This is a genomic window from Psychrobacter sp. Ps6, from assembly GCF_022129235.1.
In the GTDB taxonomy this organism is placed as follows: Bacteria; Pseudomonadota; Gammaproteobacteria; order Pseudomonadales; family Moraxellaceae; genus Psychrobacter.
Map to the genome: position 1 here is coordinate 59,053 of NZ_JADQAI010000007.1, position 21,966 is coordinate 81,018.

Here is a 21,966-nt window from a genome sequence, read left to right on the forward strand (position 1 = left end):
TAGGGGCTGATTTGTATTAACTGTTTAGGATTTGCCCATGACCATGCCTACCTTATCGCCAAATAGCGCCACTGTTACGACGGCCACTCTACAGCAGCTTATCGATACGAGCGATAATAGGCTCGCGCAACAGCTAATCGCGATGATCGCAGCATCGGTTCAACAGGCATCGAGTCAGTCAGGGGTGGATCAGATTCAATCTATTGCTCATATTCCTTTTCAGCAGTTCAGACTGGACAGCCGTCAACTATCCAATAATGACGTATTCATTCTTTTAAAAAGCCACAATCCAAACTGCCAAAAGAGCCGACACTATTTGCTACAAGCCGCTGAAAAGGCCGCTTTTGTCCTCTCAGAGATGGATCCTGCTGCCTTGATTAGCGAAGCAAATACCCCTCTGAAGATGGATGGTGAGTCTAACGCACAGCAGCTATTAGCAGCGCTGCCGTGCCCAATCTTATACGTCCCTAATATTCGTGATTTCTTAGGCAGCTTAATCCAAGCATATCTGCAATATCAGCAGCCAGTGACACTGCCAAAGGTAGTCGCTGTCACGGGTACCAATGGTAAAACCACCATCAGTCAATTGGTGGCGCAACTGACGCAATTAACAGGCATGAGCAGTGCAGTGATGGGTACGGCAGGTAACGGTCGCCTTGGCGCTTTGGTACAAGCCAGTCATACCACTGGAGACGCCTTGGCTGTACAGCAGTTTTTATATCAAATGGGTACTGAGAATGCTGAAATATTGGCGTTAGAGGCCAGCTCTCATGGTTTGGATCAGCAGCGTTTACAAGGCGTGCCAGTTAGCATTGCGATTTATACCAATCTGAGTCGTGACCACTTAGACTATCATGCTGATATGGAAGAATACGCGTCTGCCAAAGCCAAGCTGTTTGATAAAGCCCACTTCCCAGATTTGACCCATGCCATTATAAACGTCGATGATGAGCATGCTCAGATTATGTTGGATACAGCCACTGCTAGCGACTTGACGGTATGGACGTATAGTCTAGATCCTGCAACATCTGCTACTTTTGTCGCAGCTGATATCGAGCCAAGTCTACAGGGTGTCAAGATAAGTCTGCGTACTGACTTTAATGATAAAACAGTTGGTGATGAGAAAACGGATATTATCGAGATTGTCAGTCCATTACTCGGGCGCTTTAATGTTGCTAATTTGCTTGCCGCTATCGCAGCAGCAGTAGCGACTAGTACCGTTGCTGGTACTAAGTCTGCTACTGAGTCAAATGTGGATATTGGGCGCATTGCTACTGCGGTCACGCAGCTACAAGGTGCGGTTGGGCGTATGCAGCGCGTGCCATCGAATGATGGCTGTTTTATCGTTGATTACGCGCATACGCCAGATGCCCTAAGTCAAGTGCTGGCGAGCCTGAAAACTCACTGTAAAGGCCAGCTGTGGGCAGTGTTTGGTTGTGGCGGCGATCGTGATGCAGGCAAGCGTCCATTGATGGCGCAAGCGGGCCTCACAGGTGCTGATCAAGTTGTCTTGACCGCTGACAATCCACGTACCGAAGACCCTAATGCAATCTTACAGGATATGCAGGCTGGAATGAGTGCTGAGCAATATCAATGTACGCATATAGAACCTGCTCGCCAAAAGGCCATTGAGTATGTCGTGAGTCAGGCAGGTCCAGACGATATTGTCGTCATCGCTGGTAAAGGTCACGAGACCTATCAAGAGATTAACAACGTCCGTTACGATTTTGATGACCGTGTTATTTTGCAGCAGGCGTTAGCGCAAGCGGGCCGTATATAGTCGATTGACTATCGATACGCTTATTATCAAAAAGTTAATCATTAAATATAAAAATGAAGTAGTCATTATATAAGGTAACCATTATGACAGCTGACCACGATAACACCATCCAGTCGCCAGGGCTTTATGTCTGGCAAATGGATAATATGCTCGCAGCGACAGCATCGCTCGATAGTCACTGGCAGTTGCCACAAGACTATGCAGATGCAGAGCAAGCATCATTAGCTAGTAAGCGTATTGCGACCGACACTCGTACGATAAAGCCTGGTGATATCTTTTTGGCGTTAAGTGGTCAGAATTTCGATGGTCATGACTATATCGACATGGCAGCATCAAAAGGTGCCATCGCAGCCATCGTGTCTCGTCCTATCTTATCTGAGTCAAATGCGATTCCGCAGCTGGTTGTCAGTGATACCCGTTTGGCGTTAGGGCAGCTGGCAAGCTATCGTCGTCAGCAGCATAAAGATCTGACCGTGATAGCGATTACTGGCTCTAGCGGGAAAACCACCTGCAAAGAAATGCTAGGTAGCATTTTTGGTCGATTGGCACCGACATTGATTACCCGCGGTAACCTCAATAATGATTTGGGTGTGCCAATGATGCTGCTTGAGTTATCAGACCATCATCGTTATGCCATTTTAGAGTTAGGTGCCAACCACATTGGTGAGATCGCCTATACGACTGAGATTGTGCGTCCTGATGTGGCCTGTATCCTAAATATTGGTACGGCTCATCTGGGTGAGTTCGGTAGCCGTGAAGGCATTTGCCAAACCAAAGCAGAGATTTATCATACCTTAACGGATGCGCAGTTTGCTATTGTTCCTGATAAGGACGATTTTACCAACCAATTGCGCCGCATTGCTGAAAAGCATACGTCACATGTGATTGGCTTTGGTAATACTGATATCAGCGCAAGTCATTTAGATGTAGAGCCAGAGCGTAGTGAGTTTAAGCTACATATCGGTAATCAGATTCATGATATCAATTTGCCATTAGCAGGCGAACACAATGTCAATAATGCTTTGGCTGCTGCAGCCTGTGCGCATGCGTTAAATATCGACGTCAGTGACATTGTTATTGGGCTTGAAAACGCGCGTCCAGCCAAAGGTCGTCTGAACAGTCAAATACTGGGTAAGCACCGCCTAATTGATGATACGTACAATGCCAACCCACACTCGGTACGTGCCGCTGCCAAAGTATTGGCTGCACAAACGGGTACGCAAGTGATGGTGTTGGGTGATATCGGCGAGCTAGGAGAGGCGGCAGTTAGTGAGCATCAAAGCCTCGGCCGTACTATCGCGACCACAGGTATCGATGTGCTGCTCTGTGTTGGTGAATATGCCAAGGCTACCGTTGCTGGTGCGAAAGAAATTGCTGATATTAATGCTCATGCATTCGCAGACAAAGACAGTTTATTACAGTATTTACAGCCGTATTTGCAAGCGCAACAAGCTAAGCCTTGTACTGTGTTATTCAAAGGCTCGCGTTCCATGACAATGGAAACACTTATTCATGCGCTAGTAGAGGAGTAGGCGGTGTTAGTTTGGTTGTTTGGCTGGCTTGGCCAGTATTATACGCCGTTTTCTGCGGTTTCTTCGTTGACGTTGCGAGCGCTGCTTGCGGTGGTCACTGCCCTTGCATTTAGTATGTTTTTTGGTGGGCGTGTCATTCAGCACTTACGGTCACTCAAATACGGTCAGGCCATTCGCAATGATGGGCCTCAATCGCATCTGGTCAAGACCGGTACGCCAACCATGGGCGGGGTATTGATTCTCAGTGCTATTGGCGTATCGACCCTGCTATGGGCACGTTTGAACAATCCTTATGTGTGGATTTTGCTCGTTGTTATGGTGATCTTTGGTGCTGTAGGTTGGGCGGATGATTGGCTCAAAATCAAGTACAAAGATCCCAAAGGTCTGATTGCGCGAAAGAAATATTTTTGGTTATCGATGGGTGCATTATTCGTCGGCGTCTCTTTATACTACATCGCCACACTACAGCCGGATATCAACACCACTCGCGAGATGCAGGACTTGTTGATACCGATCTTTAAAGATTGGATGATTCCATTTTCGGTAGTGCCTTTTGGTATTGGTTTTATTATCTTTACCTATTTTGTGATCAATGGTGCGTCCAATGCGGTTAACTTAACGGATGGCTTGGATGGCTTGGCAATCCTACCAGTAGTGCTGGTCGCAGCAGGCTTAGGTGCGATGGCTTATGTATCGGGCGATGTGCGCTTTGCGGATTATTTGCACGTTCCGTATATTCCCTACAACTCTGAAGTCATTATCGTTTGTGGCGCCATGGTCGGGGCGGGTCTTGGCTTTTTGTGGTTCAACGCGCATCCTGCACAAGTATTTATGGGTGATGTGGGCGCATTGGCACTGGGTGCGATGCTCGGTACGATTGCCGTGATGACGCGACAAGAGATTGCCTTTGCCATTATGGGCGGTCTATTTGTCGCTGAAGCGCTATCAGTAATGCTGCAAGTTGGCTCTTATAAATTGCGCAAAAAACGCGTTTTCCGTATGGCTCCGCTGCATCATCATTTTGAAGAAATTGGCTGGAAAGAAACGCAGGTGGTGACGCGGTTTTGGATTATCGCTATTATTCTCGTCATTCTTGGGCTAATGACCTTGAAGCTGCGTTAGAAAAACAAGCCTCAAATATACCTAATTTTCCTGCTTAGAAGCCATCTCAATGAGTATTGAGGTGGCTTTTTATCGTTTAAGGCACACGAAATTTGTTAAAATGCGGGTCATATTGCTATGACTTTGAGATACCTGTGTCCTTATTTATTTGTCCACTTTGCCAGTCACCACTACAGCCAGCTGCAGATACGTGGCGCTGTGATGGTAGTTTACACCCCAAGCAAACCTCACACCCGTTTGATGTGGCTCGCCAAGGTTACGTCAACCTGTTGCCTGTACAGCAGAAGAAATCAAAAGCACCTGGCGACAGTCAAGAATCTATCAATGCCCGCAAACGATTTTTGAACCATGGTCACTATGCACCGTTACAAAATCTGATTGTCCAAAAGATGGCAGCGTTACTGTCAAAAAGTGAGGCGACAGAGGCGAAGGATACTCAGTCTGTGAATTGGCTTGATATTGGCTGCGGCGAAGGCTACTACACGCAAGCAATGGCACAACTGGGCTCGGATATTATAGATACTCTCATAGCGGCGGATATCAGCAAACCTGCATTAGTGGAATTGGCTAAAGTGAGTAAAGCAGCAGGTCGTCTTTGGTATCAACAAAATGAGAGTAGCGCTGCCAAAACGACGGCGATTTATCCGCTAGTGACCAGCGCCGCGCATCTACCGTTACGCTCTCGTAGTGTGACGGGTATTAGCAGTATTTTTAGTCCTATTTTGCCTGAAGCGTTTGCTGAAGTATTGGCTGATGATGGATATTTAATCATTGCTAAACCAGATGCCGGACACTTAGCGACGATGCGTGATGCTTTGTTTGATGACGTGCGTGAGCATGATTCTGATAAGTTTTTACACGAATTGGCACCATACTTTACGTTGCTTGGGACTGATAATGTCAGTACAGAGATGACATTATCAACGGATGATTTGGCTGATTTAATGACCATGACCCCATATGCCTATCGCGCACGTAGTGAAAAAAGACAAGCGTTGCTGACAGCAGTAGAGAAAGCATCATTTAAAACAGAGGCAAAATTCGTGGTTTATATTTTGCAAAAAAAAGCGTTAAGTTGAGCGCCTTTTAATATTTTTGTTACGGTATCCATTAATCAGTATTCTTGTAGTAGCCAACCGCTACCAAAGGCAAAATACTCTCGAAACCATGCATTGTAGCGAATAGACAATGGGGTTGGACTGGCAAGCGTGATTGGTTGCGTATAACCTTGATGGCGAGCTATAGCGGCCGCGCGGATAGTATGAAAATCGCTGGTGACAATCGCGATGGATGCCTCTTTATCAATACCATGCCGTTCAAGTATGACTTGGCTGTACGCCAAATTCTCCTCAGTACTGGTGCTTTTACCTTCTTGATAAATACGATCTAGTGGAATATCATGTGCTTGCTGCAAGTAAGTCGCCATGATGTCCGCCTCACTGCGCGTGCGCTCATAGCCCACACCGCCACTCGTAATAATGAGCGCCTGTGGCTGCTGCTCGATCAGTCGTGCTGCTGTATCCAAGCGACTAGCTAAGGTGGGGGTAGGCTTACCATCGACCGTCCCAGAACCGAGTACAATAATAGCTGCTACAGGTGGCAAATCTTGTCTGCCCTGGGCAATTTGCTGCTGCAATGAATAAACAAAGACCAAAAAGCTGGCGAGCCATAACCCAAACATCAGCCACAATCCGTACCAAACACGCCGCAATAAAGGATTGTTGGAAAGTATTTTCGTAATTAAGGGCGCAAACAGTCCATGCCCTACAAAAACCACGCCTATCAAAAAAGGCAGCACTGTACCAAAATTGACCTTATCAACGGCAATCAAAGTAACGCAGTCGATAATTAGTATCGCCCCAATTACAGTTAATAAAACACGTAATAACCCACACATAAATTTGTTATCCAATCAGCGCTGATAGAATAGTTGCGCTGTGTATAGTTGTCAGATGCTAATCGATATAAATTAGTTGTACGGTTGGGAAAATCATCATATAGAGATTGGTGGGTTCAATGAATACCAGCCAATAGTACAACTCTGTAGCTTTCTACCGTTTAGTGTGTGAATACGCTTAGCAGTGGTAACAATCGCAACCTTTCTTCAAGTTTCATAAAGCTACTTAATACGAGAACCAGTTATCATTTTCTTTGTCGATAGAGCGATGCTTTATCGTGATACTTCATAAGGTATCTTTAATCATAATTTATTAATATGAATTAAATTAGGAAAAACAATGAAAAAGATAATAGTAAGTTCGATTCTAGCCGCTACTGCTTGTTTGTCGATGGTTGGTCAAGCCAATGCTGCACCAAATTATTCACAACATCATGCGTCTCAAGTACAACACCAAAAACATGGTAACAAGGCAGATAGTAAGCATAAAGTTGTCAAAAATAAGGCGAAGGATTCTCACGATAGATCAAAGGCGGCAGCTGCTAAATATAAGGTGAAAGGTAAATATCAAGGTAAAAATGCTCACGAACATCGTTCTTAAAACTAACCTTCGATAATCCAAAAATGGCGCCTTAAATGGGCGTCATTTTTTAATAGTATATATAATAAAAAAAGAGACCATTCATTGGTCTCTTTTTTTTTCGTTAATTTCTCATACTGAATTTTATTTCGGGTCATTTCACCGTTAACCAATCTCAAAATATTGAACGGATTCTCATCCTTTAATGCTTCTGGTAATAAGTTTTGGGGTTAGTTTTGATGTTTCCTATATGTTGAAAAGTAGCAAACAATTTGTCCACGCTTTGACATAGTTACAAAATACTTTACCTTGTAAACACAACACAAGTTACGTTTTATCAGCATAATTCATTTAGACAGAACACGGCGGATTGTGTCACCATCTTTCACGACATTATTTCAGTAAATAACGATCTCGATAACATATCTGGAAAACCCGAAGGCCTTATTATGAAAAACATATCAACGTCAAAAAAATTATTAGCAATAGCCTTGAGTGTCGCTACCCTTAACGTGGTTGCTATTCCAATGAGCCAAGCCGCTACGTCAATGAATGAAACCGTCGCGGCTTCGCAGAGTAAAATCAGCCTAGAGCAAGCGATGGTTCTCGCCAATAAGGCGGTAGCAGGCAATATTATTAGTGCAGGCTTTGATCAAGAAGATCGTATGGAAAATAACCATTATGAGATTAAAATTATTGCCAATAACAATGAGCAAGAAGTCATCATAAATGCCAATACAGGCGAAGTGATAAAAGATAAGATGGAGCGTTTAGATAGAGATGACTTGGCCGAATATAACGCCATGAAACAAGCAAAAATTAGCCTATCGCAAGCCATGAAAAGTGCCAATAAAACGCTAAACGGTACAGTGCTTGAAGCTGAGTTTGACATGGATGCTAATAAGCCTGTTTATAAGATTGAAATTGGTAAAGGCAATCAAGTTCATGACGTCGTGGTCGATAGCATAACGGGTAAGGTCCTGAGTAGTCATGTGGATCATGACGATTAATTATTGATAGACTGTATCGATTTTTTGCCCCAAGCAACTTTTTAGTGGCTTGGGGTTTTTTATGCACTATTTCTCATCATGAGCCAATATCATCGACAAGGCTGAATCATTCAGAATTGAAATATCATCTATAGGTAAATAACAAGCATAAAAAAAACGCTAGACGCGTTATTTATAAAGGGTTTAAGCAGTGTTTGGGACAGAGTAGGGCAAGATAGGAAAACTGAGGCTTAATAAGATTGGCGGTGAAGGAGGGATTCGAACCCTCGATACGCTATGAACGTATACACACTTTCCAGGCGTGCGGTTTCAGCCACTCACCCACTTCACCGTTTTTTGAACGCCTAAGTATAGCGGATACCATTTAAAATGTCACGACTTGCACGCTATCTTTCTTTATTGCGAACTGCCTGCTAGGATAGCAGATACGCAATGATGAGTATAAATGGTTGAAAATTGAATGATAAGTTTCCGTGAGCACACATATGGACTTAAACACAGCATACTAATGACTGTCATAACAGTTGTAATAGGTGTCACTCAGGCACATGCTGATGATTTCATGCAGTGTAGTCAATCCTTCTATGGCGGTATCTATCCTGAATTTACTAACACCAAGCTGAGTAATAAGACACAAGCATTATGCATGGATGGCTTTGCCGTTATGTACTCTGGTGTATCACGCACACCGCTGTGGTCAGCAGAACATCTAGATCGCACACGTCTGCAGCAAGCCAAACAGATCGACCGTGAAGATAGCTTTCATGAAGAAAGCAAGCTTCCAGAATCAGCACGTGCTTCATTATCTGATTATTCGGGCTCTGGTTATGATCGCGGGCACCTAGCACCAAATGCCGATATGGCAACGCGCAGCCAACAGTACGATAGCTTCAGTCTGGCCAATATTGCGCCGCAGTCACCACGTAACAATCGTTATATTTGGCGTAATATTGAGTCTGCTACTCGGTATTTGACGCAGCAATATGGTGAGGTTTATACCATTACAGGTGTCGCATTTACCAATAAAAAAACCAAGCAGCTCGCCAATCGTGTGCTTGTACCCAGCCATTTTTTCAAAGCAGTGTATATACCCGCGACCAATCAGGCAGGGGTATATTACGCACCAAATGACGAGTCAGAGCGCATCGATGTTATTAGTATTGATGAGTTGACCGCTGAAACTGGTATTGATGTCTTGCCGATGTTGGACATTCAAACTAAGCGAGAAGCATTTGATTTGCCGCTAAAGGCAGGTGAGAGCTCAGAGACAACTGATACGTCAGCTCAGGAGCCGGATTGGATGCTATTTGTCTGGGCTATTTTGGAGTGGTTACTTGCACAGCTAAAGGCATAGAGCAAAACATAGAATACTTTTTGGGTTTTAAATACACCATAAGGATGAACACATGATTGACCCATTCGCCAATGATCACCAAAGTATGCAGGTTGGTGATCTTGTTATCGAAAACCAAAAGGACAAAGTCATTATCTATGGTGATATAGACCTGACTTTGGATGCATCCGGATATGAACACGCTCAGCAATTGCATGAGCTAATGAGTCGGGTCATAAACGCATTTGAAAGCAAAAACCTTTATAATAATAATGGTGATAAGTCAAAAGAAAATGATGACCAATCGGGCAGAGATATCGACAATCCCTTCTTATAAGTCTTTGATATGGTTTTATTTTATAGAAATAATAAAGTATAAAAAAATTACTAGGCAAAGTCGGAAAATTGCTTATAATGAGTCAAGACATCGCTTATGTCGCTCAAAATCTTTGACAAAGAGTTATGAGCAATATCGATAACCTACGCTTTATAAGTAGAGAATCGCAAAGCTTGTAATAAAAGATTCTAGCAAAGGATAAGCATAGGACATCAGAAACATAATGTTTCGAGCAACCATTGTATGAAGGGAGTCAATCTATGAAGTTATTTACAAAAACCACTTTGGCAGTTGCTGGTATTAGTGTTGCTAGTATGGCATTTGCCGCTGATCCATTAGCCAATACTACTTGGCAGACATTTGATGAAGGTAAACCAAAAGGCACGGTGAAAATCACTGAATCTAATGGCGTACTAACCGGCAAACTCATTGCTGCCAATACAGAAAAAGGCAAACAATATGTTGGTACGACGGTCATTAAAGGTCTGAAATCTGATGGTAACGGTAAATATAGTGGGGGTACGATTACTGATCCAGCAAAAGGTAAAGACTATCGTATGACTGCAACTCTAAACGGTAACTCGTTAAACATAAAAGGTTATATCGGTCCATTCTCACGTAGCCAAGTATGGAAAAAGAAATAAATCTATAAAAACCTAACTATCAAGTCCCAACTTGACAGATAAAAATCCCGCATTACCGAAAGGTTTTGCGGGATTTTTTATACTTCTTATTTTATCGTTTTAAGAAAGGGGGATTGCTTGATGACTAAGGCGTGTCCCTATTTAGTGAAAAACGTTTGAGTTAGGGACACGCCCTAAAATAATAAACGCTGATACTACGGTAAATAGTATCAGCGTATCGCACGATAGGGTTTAGACTATTGAGAGATCTTATCTGATAAATTCTGGATAAGCTTCCATACCACACTCTGCAATATCAGCACCTTCATATTCATCTTCTTCAGAGATACGGATACCGATGACTGCTTTGAGGATTCCCCAAACGATCAAGCTAGCGATGAATACCCAAGCAAAGATGGTCGCCGCACCCACAATCTGACCGATAAAGGTAGATGCTGGGTTGGTAATTGGTACGATTAGTAGACCAAACAGACCAACCACGCCATGAACTGAAATTGCACCCACTGGATCATCAATTTTGATTTTATCTAACGCTAAGATTGATAACACGACGATGACACCAGCGACAACACCGAAAAGAGTGGCTTGTAGCGCAGAAGGGGTTGATGGCTCTGCAGTAATAGCGACTAGGCCTGCTAATGCACCGTTTAGGAGCATGGTTAGATCCGCTTTACCAAAGATGATACGAGCGATTATCAGAGCGCCTACAGCACCACCAGCGGCAGCAGCATTGGTGTTCAAGAATACCATGGCAACAGAGTTGGCACTTGCGATATCGCCGAGTTTAAGTACTGAACCACCGTTGAAGCCGAACCAACCCATCCATAGGATTAGCGTACCAAGTGCCGCAAGTGGTAGGTTAGCACCAGGAATCGCACGTATCTCACCGTTAGGACCGTATTTACCTTTACGTGATCCTAAGAGCAAGACACCTGCTAGAGCAGCAGCAGCACCCGCCATATGGACGATACCAGAGCCTGCAAAGTCAGAAAAGCCCATGTCACCTAGGTTAAATAACCCAAAGACATCGTTGCCGCCCCAAGTCCAACTGCCTTCTAATGGATAGATAACACCAGTCATGACAACAGCAAATAATAAGAAAGCCCACAGCTTCATACGCTCAGCAACAGCACCTGAAACGATTGACATACAAGTCGCTACAAAGACTACTTGGAAGAAAAAATCTGAGGCTGCAGAGTAGACAGAGTCACCACCAAAGCCGTTTTCAGCAGAGGCTGCTAACGCGTCTTCTACCAAGGTATCGCCGCCTGCAATTCCGCTCAAGAACAGATCGCCACCATACATAATAGCGTAGCCGCATATCATGTACATGATACTAGCGGTTGCAAATAGCGCGACATTCTTAGTTAAGATTTCGACCGTATTCTTTGATCGGACCAGTCCGGCCTCTAACATAGTGAAGCCGGCTGCCATCCACATGACCAACGCCCCACAGATCAAAAAGTAAAACGTATCGAGCGCATACTGAAGCTCAAAGATTTGACTTTCCATTTAAATTCCCCTTGAATTTACGATATAGATATCGGCGTGACCGATAGATAAAAATGCAGTAAGAGCCTTTTCCTATAAATCGATGTTTATAGATATGGCCTCAAATCTAGATAGCATCAGGTCCGGTTTCGCCCGTACGGATACGAATGACTTGCTCAAGCGCAGTGACAAAGATTTTGCCGTCACCAATCTTGCCAGTGCTAGCAATACGAGTGATTGCTTCAATAGCAGGTTCGACCATCTCATCGATCACAGCGACTTCGACTTTTACCTTGGGTAAAAAGTCCACCACGTATTCTGCGCCGCGATAGAGCTCTGTGTGACCTTTTTGACGACCGAAACCTTTGACTTCAGTGACGGTAACACCTTTAACACCGATGTCAGAAAGCGCTTCACGCACATCGTCGAGCTTAAACGGTTTTAAGATCGCAGTGATTAGCTTCATAAAAAATTCCTTATTTGTGTGATGCCGCAGATTGATAGAGGCATTATGGTGCATCGTCGTATCTCTGCTTTGCTTACGGTAAGTTATTCAAGAACTGTGCCAACCTACTCAAGGGGGAGGTAGAATTGGGTTTATTTATTCAAAAATAACCGCGGTTGCAACAGAGCATATGAGTGACGATGTAATGATGAGAGCCATCATTATAAACACAGTGAAAGTAAATCAACCTTTAGCGTTTGGTTAATGAAAACTTTATTATAACCAACTTTTTAGGTGCTTGGGGAGGCTATCCTTCTATTTCATGTGACGATTTGCTAACTTGAGTTTACTAATAAGATAAACGTTTGTTGACAGCTTATTGAAGCTAAATAGAAGAGAGGTTGCGGTCAGTGGCAGAGGCCAAAAGAGTCGTTGGTGCTCTGCGCTTAAATAGATAGGCTATGTTAGTGTAGATAAACAGACGCTTAAGCTTTAGGAAAAAGGAGGTATGGTGTTTGGGTACTGCCAAGTAACTTCTTAGTATCGCTACCTTGTAGCAACCCACGTAAACGCGACTGGCCAAATGCGCCTGTTATGAGTAGGCCGATATCGTTTTGGTTTTGGTAATAATTTAAAGCCGCCGCAACATCACGGCAGTCTAATAATGTTTTTTTAGATTTGATACCTGCTTGCTTGAGCTTCGCGTATGCTTCACGCAGGGCGTCACAGTTATCAGAAGTTTCTTTACCGATCATGACAATATGAATGGTCAAGGCTCGCACGAGCGGGGTCTTACACAACCAATTAAGTAACTTATGGCATGTGGGACTGTTGTCAAAAGCAAATAAAGCGGTAGTAGGGGGCAAAAATGGTGCATGTGTCACCAAAATGGGGCAGTGGCTGACTCTGATCAATTGTCCTAATGTCGATTTGCACGTGACATGATGACCGATAACGATCAATTGTGCCTTGTCATCGACGTAATCGATACTCTGGTTCAGGTTTTCATGACGATGCAAGGTATAAGTTTTGAGCTTATGAGGCTTTTGCTCGCAATACGTGGTTGCTTGAGACAGTAATAGTCTGCCCTGTGCTTTTAGCTCACAGTTGCTCAAATGCTCTTTGGTTGTGAACTGCTCAAGCAAGGCATTTTCATCATCGATATTGAGACAACCAGAATAGTTGACCGCAGCTTTTTGCTGTAAGCTTGGGACTGAATGTAGTAGTCCTACAGGCGCGCGCAAGCGAATAGAAGCCCACATGCTGGCCTCTAATACAGCTTGAACATGATCAGGACAGTCCAAGCAGGCAATGACACTATCTGGTTTTAAGTTACTCATAAAACGGCCACATCACTTTAATCATAAAAATCAGCCACTCAGCATAAGGCTAAGGCATCACGTACATACCCAACTCTTTTGACCAACGCAGCTGTCTATTCATCCATTGGTTCACAAATCATTCATCGATTCATACAACCTTGCCATACATCAATGACAAGGTAGACGCTGATTTGCTTAATCTAATAAGCCAATATCTCGGCGATCGTGAACAGAGAAGCGGTCAATCAGTGTTCGACTCGCATTGTTGAGTCCTACCACTTTGACATCAATACCTTCACGTTGCAAGCGCATGACCAGCTTGTCCAAAGTATCAACAGCACTGATGTCCCAAAAATGCGCATGGCTGACGTCAATTTGAATGCTGTCTACCGCTTCTTTGGTATCAAAGCTATTCAAAAACTGTGTCGTAGAGGCAAAGAACACCTGTCCTTGGACATAATAATAACGGGTATTGCTACTATCATCGTACTCACTGAATATGGTTAAGAACTGACCAATCTTATTGGCAAATGCCAAGGCAGATAGCAACACACCAACACCAACGCCATAAGCTAAGTTGTGCGTAAAGACGGTGGTCAATACCGTCGCTAGCATCACTATATTGAATGACATAGGGTGCGTTTTGAATTCGCGAATAGATTGCCAGTTAAACGTGCCAATCGATACCATAATCATGACGGCAACGAGAGCTGCCATTGGGATTTGGCTGACCCATTCACTTAAGAATACCACCATGATGAGCAGTACCACACCTGCGATCAAGGTAGAAAGGCGCGTGCGTCCACCGGATTTTACATTAATCATTGACTGACCAATCATCGCACAGCCTGCCATACCACCGAAGAAACCTGACACCACGTTGGCTATGCCTTGACCACGGCACTCTTTGTTCTTATCACTTGGCGTATCGGTCAACTCATCGACAATCGTCGCAGTCATCATAGACTCTAATAAACCCACAATGGCAAGCGCAATAGAATAAGGCGCAATAATCAGCAATGTATTTAGGTTTAATGGAATGTCAGGCAACAAAAACACAGGCAACGAATCTGGCAGATCACCCATGCTACCGACGTTACGAATATCAAGATTCATATACATCGCAACAGCCGTCAACCCAACGATACAAATCAATGGTGACGGAATAATGCGACCGATTTTAGGGATAAGTGGAAATAGGTAGATAATCCCCAAGCCTACAGCGGTCATGATATAAACAGTCATACCGACACGCTCGGTCATAGGATTCAGTTCTGGTAACTGGGCGGCGAATATCAGTATTGCCAATGCATTGACAAAGCCAATGACGACTGAGCGCGAGACAAAGCGCATCAAATTACCCAGCTTTAGGATGCCCATGACGATCTGAATGACGCCGCACAATAAGGTCGCAGCCAGTAAATACCGCAAACCATGATCGGCAACCAAATCGACCATGACTAAGGCCATAGCACCTGTTGCTGCCGAAATCATACCTGGACGACCACCAACAAAACTGATCACGACCGCGATACAGAATGAGGCATATAGGCCGACTTTTGGATCAACACCTGCGATAATAGAAAAGGCAATGGCTTCTGGAATAAGCGCCAAGGCGACAACCAAGCCCGATAAAACGTCACCGCGAACATTGGAAAACCACTCGTCACGCAAGTTATCAATAAAAGATGTCATAAGTAAACTACATAGGGTTAGAGGCAAAAAAAGTAATCATTACTCATTCATAAAATGATCGCGTCGCTAGTAATAGCTATTCATTTTTCTTTTACGTCAACATGTACTGGATCATGTTGCTGTGTTGGAGTGTGAAAGGTCAATAATAAGTATGTCTACTGATTTTTTTTGGTATCACGAATACGCTCATCAATAATCAATACGATGATAAGGACAGTAAAATGACCTAAAAATATGGTTTGAATCAGGTTGTTTAAAATAGGCTATAAAAAACACCTACCATAAGACATAGAATCAGCAATCGCTTGCTGCAGTAGAGGGTGATAAACAATCTGCCAAATCATGACTACTATCTGGCATATTACTATCACACACGAATCGTTGCTAAAGAAACGTGACAATAGCGCGATAAATGTGACAACATGCTAAACTAAAATAGCCAGGCGAAACGCCTTGTCACATAACAATGTCACATATCGATCAAGCTAACTATTATAGCATTAGCCACTGAATATAAAAACAGGCGAATAATAGCACAAAGCCATAAAAAATCAGTACCGAAATATGAACGATACCGTTATGATGCTTGTCATCTTGCCGGTGTCATTTAGAGTCGCTGTACGCCCAGTTTGCTTGACGCCATTTTGCTCGTTTACTAGAAGGAATAGATATGACCGCTAATACCGCAACAGAAACCTTAATCCATAAAGGCAACGGTCTACAGGTCGTGGTCGGTTTGGGACAGTCTGGGTTATCGGTCGCGCACTATCTGGCCAAGCAAGGCTATCGAGTAGCGGTAACAGATGCACAAGCTGCGCCTAAGTTGGCAGAGCAACTGCCCGCTGAGATCGAGGTTCGTCAATTTGGTGCAATTGACGCAGAGCTCTTACAACAAGCGGCACGCATTATTATCAGCCCAGGCATTTCGCTCGAAAATGATGCAATTGCAGCCGCGCGCCAAGCAAATATTCCAGTAGTTAGCGATATTCAGCTATTTTGTGAAGCCTGTACTGCACCGATAGTGGCGATCACAGGCTCTAACGCTAAAAGTACCGTAACGACCTTGGTTGGACAAATGGCGGCAGATGCTGGCGTCAATGTTGGTGTTGGCGGCAATATTGGCGTGCCAGCACTGACTTTGCTTGATAATGCAGATATGGAGTTGGCAGTGCTGGAGTTGTCTAGCTTTCAATTAGAAACTGTCACTAACTTGGGGGCAAAAGTAGCGACTGTCCTCAATATGTCACCTGATCATTTAGATCGTCACGGTGATATGCTTGGCTATCATCAAGCCAAGCATCGTATCTTTCAAGGTGCCAAGTCAGTGGTCATTAACCGCGAAGATGCGCTCACCCGTCCATTGGTCGCAGACAACCTACCCAGAATCAGTACGGGTATCCATGCGCCTGATAAAGGTCAATATGGTCTCATTACAGACACAGAAGGCCAAACTTATCTTGCACGCGGTACAGAAAGATTACTGTCCGCAGACAAACTGTTGATTAAAGGGCGTCATAATCTGCTCAACGCGCAAGCAGCTTTAGCACTTGGTGAGCTTGCAGGTTTGCCGCTTGAAAGTATGCTCGAGACGTTACAGCAATTTACAGGTCTTGAGCATCGCTGCCAGTATGTAGGGAGCTTTGCTAATATCGACTATTTTGATGATTCTAAAGGCACCAATATTGGCTCGACCATGGCTGCTATCGAAGGGCTAGGTGCGGTCTATGCACCAAAAGATGGTAAGCTATTATTGATTTTGGGCGGGCAAGGTAAAGGTCAGCAGTTTGGCGAGTTGACGCCCTTTATCAATCGGTATGTCAGCCAAGTGCTGTTTATTGGTGAGGATGGCAAGCAAATTGAGCAGCATTTACGCGCAACGAAATTAAGCGATGATGTCGCATTGCACCAATGCCAAACATTAGAAAACGCCTTTGTCACTATTCAGCAAGTCACTGCTAGCAGCTTATCGCAAGTACAAGCGGTATTGTTGTCACCTGCCTGTGCCAGTTTTGATCAATACAGTGGTTATGCGGCTCGCGGTGAGCATTTCAGTCGATTGGTTGCTCAGTTAGATACGGCACAATTAGATAGCACGATTATCAGTTAAAATTTTCAAATGGCTATAGGCTCGAACAGGCCAGCATAGATGGTGTAGTAGCACATGAGTTACTTATTAACCAGAGCAGCATTTCTCTTATAAATGATTGTTTTGCTTATAAATTGCTGCTACTGTCAACCGTAACGACTCTGATTGCTAGATAAATGATTGCTCAAGCATTTTTTGATATTGAGGGTTTTTATCGTCTATCTAGTAAGATTTACTTTATGATTTTTTAAACGGTGGCGTTTCATAGACGCCGTGTTTTTTCGTTTGTTAGTGTATATAAAATTATGGCGCTCTCTTCTTTTTTTCGTTCTTCGCCCAAAACCAAACAAGCCTCTGGCTCAGACGGTGTTCTTTCTATGCCATCAGCGCGCGCAGTTTTATTATCGAGCGTCGGCTGTATCATGGTACTCAGTTTGCTGATGGTGGCTTCTGCTTCTATTCCTTTTGCGCTCAGTCGCGGTATGACGGAGCTGTATTTTTTCAATAATCAGCTACTGTATATGGTGATTGGGTTAATCGTCGCCATTATTCCTTATTATGGCGTGTCATTACGGACGCTATATAAGACTGAAACTCAGTTTATTCTGTTGGGTATCACGGGTATTTTGCTGGTGGCAACGCTGTTTAGTACGCCCATTAACGGCTCTAAGCGCTGGCTCACGCTGGGTGGCTTTAACTTTCAGGTAGCAGAATTGGCCAAGCTGGTCATGATTGTGTTTGTCTCTGATTTTGTGGTGCGCCGCTCTTTTGAGGTTCGTAATGGCCTAGATGGCTTTTTACGGATTATGCTAGTGGTAGCACTGATAACAATACTGCTATTGTCGCAGCCAGATTTCGGTTCTTTTGTCGTTATTTTGGGGACGCTGTTCGCGATTTTTTATATCGCTGGAGCACCTTATAAGCACTTCTTGGCATTGGGTGCGGCTGCCGTTGGTGGCGCAGTGTTGATGGTGACCACGGCAGAGTACCGGTTGGTACGTGTGATGTCGTTCATGGATCCGTTTGATGATGTGCAAGATACCGATTATCAGCTGGCACGTAGTCTGATTGCTTTTGGCCGTGGACAGTTCACTGGGGTTGGCTATGGCGAAAGCGTACAAAAACTGTCGCATTTGCCTGAAGCGCATACTGACTTTTTATTGGCGATTACGGGTGAAGAGTTGGGCTTTGTTGGTGTCAGTATGGTATTGATACTCGAAGCACTGATTATCGGTAGTGCGATGCGTATCAGCTACAACGCACTAAAACGTCGCCAAATGCGCATGAGCTATACCGCGTTCGGTATCGGTGTGGTGTTTATTGCGCAGACGATTATTAATGCGGCGATGAACATGGGTGCCATTCCTACCAAAGGCCTCACCATGCCATTCTTTAGTTATGGGGGTTCTTCAATGTTGATTAGCTTGGTTATGGTGGCCTTATTATTGAAAATATATAAAGAAAGTCCTGAGATTGAAAAAAGCCAATGCCGCTACTACTAAAAAGTTTAAACATAGTCTATACATTCTATGATTAAGCACTAAAAAAGCGCCGCAAATAGTGGCGCTTTTTGCTATCTGTATTTTGTGAATTACTTTTTAGTTATCTTCAATAAGGCGAATTCAACTGCTGTTTCCCTTGTAGCGGCGTATTGTCCCATTGAGCAATTACTTGCTTGAGCATATTCTCTGGTATATCGATATCGACCTTTGGTTGCTGTAGGAGTTTTAAGGCATCAGCGATAAGCTGGCTTGGATCTGAGGTATCAATTGGCTGCGCAAGATTCTGCTTAGAGAGCTTTTGACCATCAGCATTGTTGATTAATGGCAGATGATACCAATGGTCGATGGTTGGCAGTTGTGCCGCCTGCATGATACTGATCTGCGCTGTGGTCATGGGTAAGATATCCAAACCGCGCATGATATGAGTCACCTGTTGTAGGCCGTCATCAATGCTGGCTGCCAGTATATAGTTGATCATGCCGTCTTGACGACGAGCCACCATATCTCCTAGTGTCTGCTGCGGATTGTCCCATTGCAGTCCTTGGATACCATCGTGAAAGCCAATTTTATAGTCTGGCAGCTGTATACGTAATTTATGCTGTTGTCTATCAAGGTTAGAAGCGACACAGCGTCGTGGGTAACGCTGTCTGTTTGGCTGCGTTTGGTTGCATGGTTGTGTTAAATTCGCATTATTGTGATGTCTATTAATTTCCTCTTGCGCCCAATATTGCTCTAAGTCTTTGCGTGAGCACTGGCAGCCGTAGGTCAATGGGCGTAGTGATGAAGACAAGTATTCGTTATAAATATCAATACGTTCAGATTGGTAAATGACATCACCGTCCCAGTGCAACCCAAGCACCTCTAGGTCCATCAAAATCTGTTCAGTGAACTGCCTATCACAGCGCTCGGTATCCGTATCTTCGATACGCAGCAGCCACTGTCCACCGAGCGATTTGATATGGCAAAAGCTTGCAAGTGCCGTGGTCAAAGAACCAAGGTGCAACTCACCCGTTGGTGAAGGCGCAAAGCGGCCAATAGGCTGGGATGATTTGATATGAGATGGCATATCAGTAGGAATAGTTTTCACAATAAATGGCTATCGATAAAAATAATACAGATAGAATAATAAAAATCAGGTTCAAAAGATATTTATTAAATGAGATTGTTTCGTGAGCAAAGGCAACATTTCACCAATGCTTTATCAGTCATATAATCAAAAACAGAGTAGGGGGAGCGTTTGTGTGAGGAGGCGGTCGTCTAAACGGTCGTCTAAAATGCAAAAAGCGACCACTCATAGGGTCGCTTTGGTTTACAGTCATCTTAGTTCTATCTGATTTAAGCGCCTTGGTTTTGGCGTTCTTTAATCTCAGACAAAGTCTTGCAGTCGATGCATTGGGTCGCTGTTGGACGTGCTTCAAGACGGCGTAAACCAATCTCTACGCCACAAGTTTCACAAAATCCATAGTCATCATTTTCAATTTCTAGTATGGATTTGTCGATTTTGCGGATAAGTTTGCGTTCACGGTCGCGTGTGCGCAAAGCGAGCGCAAACTCTTCTTCTTGAGTTGCACGGTCATTGATATCAGGCATGGCGCTTGATTCGTCTTGGATGTAGTTTTTGGTACGATCCGCTTCGCCAATCAGTTGGTTTTTCCATTCCAACAAAATTGCCTTAAAATGCTCTAACTGTGCATCAGACATATACTCTTCGTCTGATGCTGGCACATAAGGAGTAAACTTGACTTCACTTGGATTTGTGGTCACGGTGCTCATATGGGTATCCTACTTTTTCAAATTAATTCAATAAAACGACGTATCAAAAGACAAGACGTTATCAGTTTTACAAACGCTATAATTTGTCCCTTTATCAAACGTTTTACCACTTGGTAACACAAGTAACACAGCTGATCAAATAATATCATTATGTTGGTCTATCGGTATCGACACACCATTGCTTAGGTATACTGCGATGCAACATTTTGGTTCAATAGCATGGCTGCCATCATGTGGTAAATTACTGCTGACTAATATGAGATATCAGGTCATTTCGCTTAATTTTACAAGTTGTATCACTGTTTTTAATAATAATGAAGTTATTTTTTATACTGATCTCATTTTTTCTTAATATACTCTCTCGCGCTACCTCAATTAATAAGTGCTAAATCCATGAGGTGTAAGCGCTATAGCTATTTTATGCACCAATAAATATGGGCATTAAGTATCCAGTCTTTCAATCCAGCTTGCAACCTTTCCATTGTTGGCTAATTGCAACCAGCGGTAACCAGGCGAACACGCTTCGTCGTAAGCAAAATCATGCGAATAAGGTTTGAATTGATAGCAGGTAGATGGCGTGCTATAAACAGTCACACCTTGGCGATAACGAATCTGCTCTTGGTGAGTATGACCGCTAATGATCACCTGTAAATGCTCAAAAGGCGCCATATACTCCCAAAAAGTTTCAGCGTTTTGCGCCATATGGGTGTCAATCCAGTCAGAATCTACTGGGACGAGGTGATGGTGTAGAGCGATAAGCGCAGGCTTATCACATGCCTCAAGCCGTTTGCATAGCCAGTCAATATCTGTAGTGGTTATCTCACCTGCCACTTTCCCTGTGATAGACGAGTCTAGTAACAGCAGCTGCCAGTGATCACTCTCAATGATGTGCCGACTGAGTAAGCGGGAGTCAGCAGGCTGGGCAATGAGTGTCCGCTGAAAAAACGGCAAGTCTTCACCATTCTCATCAGTCACATCATGGTTGCCAGCAATACATACAAAAGGAATTTGGGTTGCCTGTAGTACATTAAAGATATGATCATAGGTGACAGGCTTAACTTTACTGACCAGATCGCCAGTCACGATAATCAAATCACAGCGAATATCTTCATTCAGTGCTTGCTGCAGTACAGCTTCAAAATTACGCTGACAATCACCCACCTCATTGACATGACTACTGTCAGTATCAGCAGCGACAGGCGTGGATAAATGCAAATCAGTGATTTGTAAAATATTTATCTGTTCATCGGGCGTGCTGATTTTATTGACGGGATAGTTCGGCATTGGGTTAGTCCCTTATCGAATCAAAACAATGGTCATTGTGAGAACGAGTATGGATAAATGATCTACTATTTTCAAAATTATATTAATCTATTATTAACACTATTTAATGACGAGTCATATAGTGAATCGGTAC

At 43.7% G+C, this 21,966-nt stretch carries 19 protein-coding genes, 1 tRNA gene and 1 pseudogene; 11 read left to right on the forward strand and 10 right to left on the reverse strand.

The features are described from left to right. Positions 1-37 precede the first annotated feature (37 nt). The 4 genes from I3255_RS09395 (at position 38) to I3255_RS09410 (ending at position 5,513) form a co-directional block, all read left to right on the forward strand. Positions 38-1,780: a UDP-N-acetylmuramoyl-L-alanyl-D-glutamate--2,6-diaminopimelate ligase gene (locus I3255_RS09395; RefSeq protein ID WP_238038607.1), complete on the forward strand. Its 1,743-nt coding sequence runs from the start codon at positions 38-40 to the stop codon at positions 1,778-1,780. A gap of 83 nt (positions 1,781-1,863) precedes the next feature. Continuing rightward, a complete protein-coding gene (murF, locus tag I3255_RS09400; RefSeq protein WP_238038608.1) occupies positions 1,864-3,312 on the forward strand; it encodes a UDP-N-acetylmuramoyl-tripeptide--D-alanyl-D-alanine ligase in 1,449 nt (482 codons plus the stop codon). 3 nt (positions 3,313-3,315) lie between these two features. Next, positions 3,316-4,434 carry a phospho-N-acetylmuramoyl-pentapeptide-transferase gene (gene mraY / locus I3255_RS09405; protein WP_238038609.1) on the forward strand — a complete coding sequence of 373 codons (1,119 nt, stop codon included), beginning with the start codon at positions 3,316-3,318 and terminating at the stop codon, positions 4,432-4,434. 128 nt (positions 4,435-4,562) lie between these two features. Then, the gene (locus I3255_RS09410; protein WP_238038686.1) at positions 4,563-5,513 is read left to right on the forward strand and encodes a putative RNA methyltransferase; all 951 of its coding nucleotides are present in this window, start codon (positions 4,563-4,565) and stop codon (positions 5,511-5,513) included. Between the two features lie 35 nt (positions 5,514-5,548). Here I3255_RS09410 and I3255_RS09415 read toward each other — a convergent pair whose 3' ends face one another. Then, positions 5,549-6,331, reverse strand: coding sequence for a YdcF family protein (locus I3255_RS09415; protein ID WP_238038610.1), 783 nt, complete (start codon positions 6,329-6,331; stop codon positions 5,549-5,551). Positions 6,332-6,671: 340 nt separating this feature from the next. Here I3255_RS09415 and I3255_RS09420 point away from each other — a divergent pair, with 340 nt between their 5' ends. After that, complete coding sequence (locus I3255_RS09420; RefSeq protein WP_238038611.1) at positions 6,672-6,932, forward strand: hypothetical protein; 261 nt, start codon at positions 6,672-6,674, stop codon at positions 6,930-6,932. Between the two features lie 119 nt (positions 6,933-7,051). Here the strand turns inward: I3255_RS09420 and I3255_RS09425 are convergent. Beyond that, positions 7,052-7,153, reverse strand: a pseudogene (locus I3255_RS09425) (ketoglutarate semialdehyde dehydrogenase); the annotation flags it as partial. Between the two features lie 207 nt (positions 7,154-7,360). Between I3255_RS09425 and I3255_RS09430 the strand changes: the two are divergent. Further along, complete coding sequence (locus I3255_RS09430) at positions 7,361-7,921, forward strand: PepSY domain-containing protein (RefSeq protein WP_238038612.1); 561 nt, start codon at positions 7,361-7,363, stop codon at positions 7,919-7,921. Positions 7,922-8,161: 240 nt separating this feature from the next. Here I3255_RS09430 and I3255_RS09435 read toward each other — a convergent pair. Next, a tRNA-Ser gene (locus I3255_RS09435) sits at positions 8,162-8,252 on the reverse strand. 177 nt (positions 8,253-8,429) lie between these two features. On the opposite strand from I3255_RS09435, the gene I3255_RS09440 reads away from it, so the two are divergent. From I3255_RS09440 to I3255_RS09450, 3 genes are all read left to right on the forward strand, one after another. Then, the gene (locus I3255_RS09440) at positions 8,430-9,275 is read left to right on the forward strand and encodes a DNA/RNA non-specific endonuclease (RefSeq protein WP_238038613.1); all 846 of its coding nucleotides are present in this window, start codon (positions 8,430-8,432) and stop codon (positions 9,273-9,275) included. Positions 9,276-9,327: 52 nt separating this feature from the next. Then, positions 9,328-9,591: a hypothetical protein gene (locus I3255_RS09445; RefSeq protein ID WP_238038614.1), complete on the forward strand. Its 264-nt coding sequence runs from the start codon at positions 9,328-9,330 to the stop codon at positions 9,589-9,591. 260 nt (positions 9,592-9,851) lie between these two features. Further along, a complete protein-coding gene (locus I3255_RS09450) occupies positions 9,852-10,235 on the forward strand; it encodes a DUF2147 domain-containing protein (protein ID WP_238038615.1) in 384 nt (127 codons plus the stop codon). A 249-nt stretch (positions 10,236-10,484) separates the two neighbouring features. Here the strand turns inward: I3255_RS09450 and I3255_RS09455 are convergent, their stop codons facing one another. The 4 genes from I3255_RS09455 to I3255_RS09470 all read right to left on the reverse strand — a co-directional run bounded on the left by I3255_RS09455 (position 10,485) and on the right by I3255_RS09470 (position 15,188). Then, complete coding sequence (locus I3255_RS09455; RefSeq protein ID WP_238038616.1) at positions 10,485-11,747, reverse strand: ammonium transporter; 1,263 nt, start codon at positions 11,745-11,747, stop codon at positions 10,485-10,487. A 106-nt stretch (positions 11,748-11,853) separates the two neighbouring features. Further along, on the reverse strand, positions 11,854-12,192 hold the full coding sequence (locus tag I3255_RS09460; RefSeq protein ID WP_010197981.1) for a P-II family nitrogen regulator: 339 nt from the start codon (positions 12,190-12,192) through the stop codon (positions 11,854-11,856). 464 nt (positions 12,193-12,656) lie between these two features. After that, positions 12,657-13,511 carry a universal stress protein gene (locus tag I3255_RS09465; protein WP_238038617.1) on the reverse strand — a complete coding sequence of 285 codons (855 nt, stop codon included), beginning with the start codon at positions 13,509-13,511 and terminating at the stop codon, positions 12,657-12,659. Positions 13,512-13,688: 177 nt separating this feature from the next. Beyond that, positions 13,689-15,188 carry a SulP family inorganic anion transporter gene (locus tag I3255_RS09470; protein WP_238038618.1) on the reverse strand — a complete coding sequence of 500 codons (1,500 nt, stop codon included), beginning with the start codon at positions 15,186-15,188 and terminating at the stop codon, positions 13,689-13,691. A gap of 670 nt (positions 15,189-15,858) precedes the next feature. Between I3255_RS09470 and murD the strand changes: the two genes are divergently transcribed. Both murD and ftsW read left to right on the forward strand, forming a co-directional pair. Then, the gene (gene murD, locus I3255_RS09475; RefSeq protein ID WP_238038619.1) at positions 15,859-17,295 is read left to right on the forward strand and encodes a UDP-N-acetylmuramoyl-L-alanine--D-glutamate ligase; all 1,437 of its coding nucleotides are present in this window, start codon (positions 15,859-15,861) and stop codon (positions 17,293-17,295) included. Between the two features lie 356 nt (positions 17,296-17,651). Beyond that, a complete protein-coding gene (ftsW, locus tag I3255_RS09480) occupies positions 17,652-18,776 on the forward strand; it encodes a putative lipid II flippase FtsW (protein ID WP_238038687.1) in 1,125 nt (374 codons plus the stop codon). Between the two features lie 106 nt (positions 18,777-18,882). Here the strand turns inward: ftsW and gluQRS are convergent, their stop codons facing one another. The 3 genes from gluQRS to I3255_RS09495 all read right to left on the reverse strand — a co-directional run bounded on the left by gluQRS (position 18,883) and on the right by I3255_RS09495 (position 21,833). Continuing rightward, entirely contained in the window at positions 18,883-19,842 is a 960-nt protein-coding gene (gluQRS, locus tag I3255_RS09485; protein WP_238038688.1) for a tRNA glutamyl-Q(34) synthetase GluQRS, read from the reverse strand. Between the two features lie 269 nt (positions 19,843-20,111). Beyond that, positions 20,112-20,549, reverse strand: a complete 438-nt coding sequence (gene dksA / locus I3255_RS09490) for an RNA polymerase-binding protein DksA (protein ID WP_238038620.1) — start codon at positions 20,547-20,549, stop codon at positions 20,112-20,114. 441 nt (positions 20,550-20,990) lie between these two features. Then, on the reverse strand, positions 20,991-21,833 hold the full coding sequence (locus tag I3255_RS09495; RefSeq protein WP_238038621.1) for a metallophosphoesterase: 843 nt from the start codon (positions 21,831-21,833) through the stop codon (positions 20,991-20,993). Positions 21,834-21,966 lie beyond the last annotated feature (133 nt).

Bases quoted from the DNA above. Each gene is read 5' to 3' on its own strand.
- I3255_RS09395 (WP_238038607.1), top strand. From the start codon at position 38: ATGACCATGCCTACCTTATCGCCAAATAGCGCCACTGTTACGACGGCC.
- murF (WP_238038608.1), top strand. From the start codon at position 1,864: ATGACAGCTGACCACGATAACACCATCCAGTCGCCAGGGCTTTATGTC.
- I3255_RS09415 (WP_238038610.1), bottom strand. From the start codon at position 6,331: ATGTGTGGGTTATTACGTGTTTTATTAACTGTAATTGGGGCGATACTA.
- I3255_RS09420 (WP_238038611.1), top strand. From the start codon at position 6,672: ATGAAAAAGATAATAGTAAGTTCGATTCTAGCCGCTACTGCTTGTTTG.
- I3255_RS09430 (WP_238038612.1), top strand. From the start codon at position 7,361: ATGAAAAACATATCAACGTCAAAAAAATTATTAGCAATAGCCTTGAGT.
- I3255_RS09440 (WP_238038613.1), top strand. From the start codon at position 8,430: ATGACTGTCATAACAGTTGTAATAGGTGTCACTCAGGCACATGCTGAT.
- I3255_RS09445 (WP_238038614.1), top strand. From the start codon at position 9,328: ATGATTGACCCATTCGCCAATGATCACCAAAGTATGCAGGTTGGTGAT.
- I3255_RS09450 (WP_238038615.1), top strand. From the start codon at position 9,852: ATGAAGTTATTTACAAAAACCACTTTGGCAGTTGCTGGTATTAGTGTT.
- I3255_RS09455 (WP_238038616.1), bottom strand. From the start codon at position 11,747: ATGGAAAGTCAAATCTTTGAGCTTCAGTATGCGCTCGATACGTTTTAC.
- I3255_RS09460 (WP_010197981.1), bottom strand. From the start codon at position 12,192: ATGAAGCTAATCACTGCGATCTTAAAACCGTTTAAGCTCGACGATGTG.
- I3255_RS09465 (WP_238038617.1), bottom strand. From the start codon at position 13,511: ATGAGTAACTTAAAACCAGATAGTGTCATTGCCTGCTTGGACTGTCCT.
- I3255_RS09470 (WP_238038618.1), bottom strand. From the start codon at position 15,188: ATGACATCTTTTATTGATAACTTGCGTGACGAGTGGTTTTCCAATGTT.
- murD (WP_238038619.1), top strand. From the start codon at position 15,859: ATGACCGCTAATACCGCAACAGAAACCTTAATCCATAAAGGCAACGGT.
- ftsW (WP_238038687.1), top strand. From the start codon at position 17,652: ATGCCATCAGCGCGCGCAGTTTTATTATCGAGCGTCGGCTGTATCATG.
- gluQRS (WP_238038688.1), bottom strand. From the start codon at position 19,842: ATGCCATCTCATATCAAATCATCCCAGCCTATTGGCCGCTTTGCGCCT.
- dksA (WP_238038620.1), bottom strand. From the start codon at position 20,549: ATGAGCACCGTGACCACAAATCCAAGTGAAGTCAAGTTTACTCCTTAT.
- I3255_RS09495 (WP_238038621.1), bottom strand. From the start codon at position 21,833: ATGCCGAACTATCCCGTCAATAAAATCAGCACGCCCGATGAACAGATA.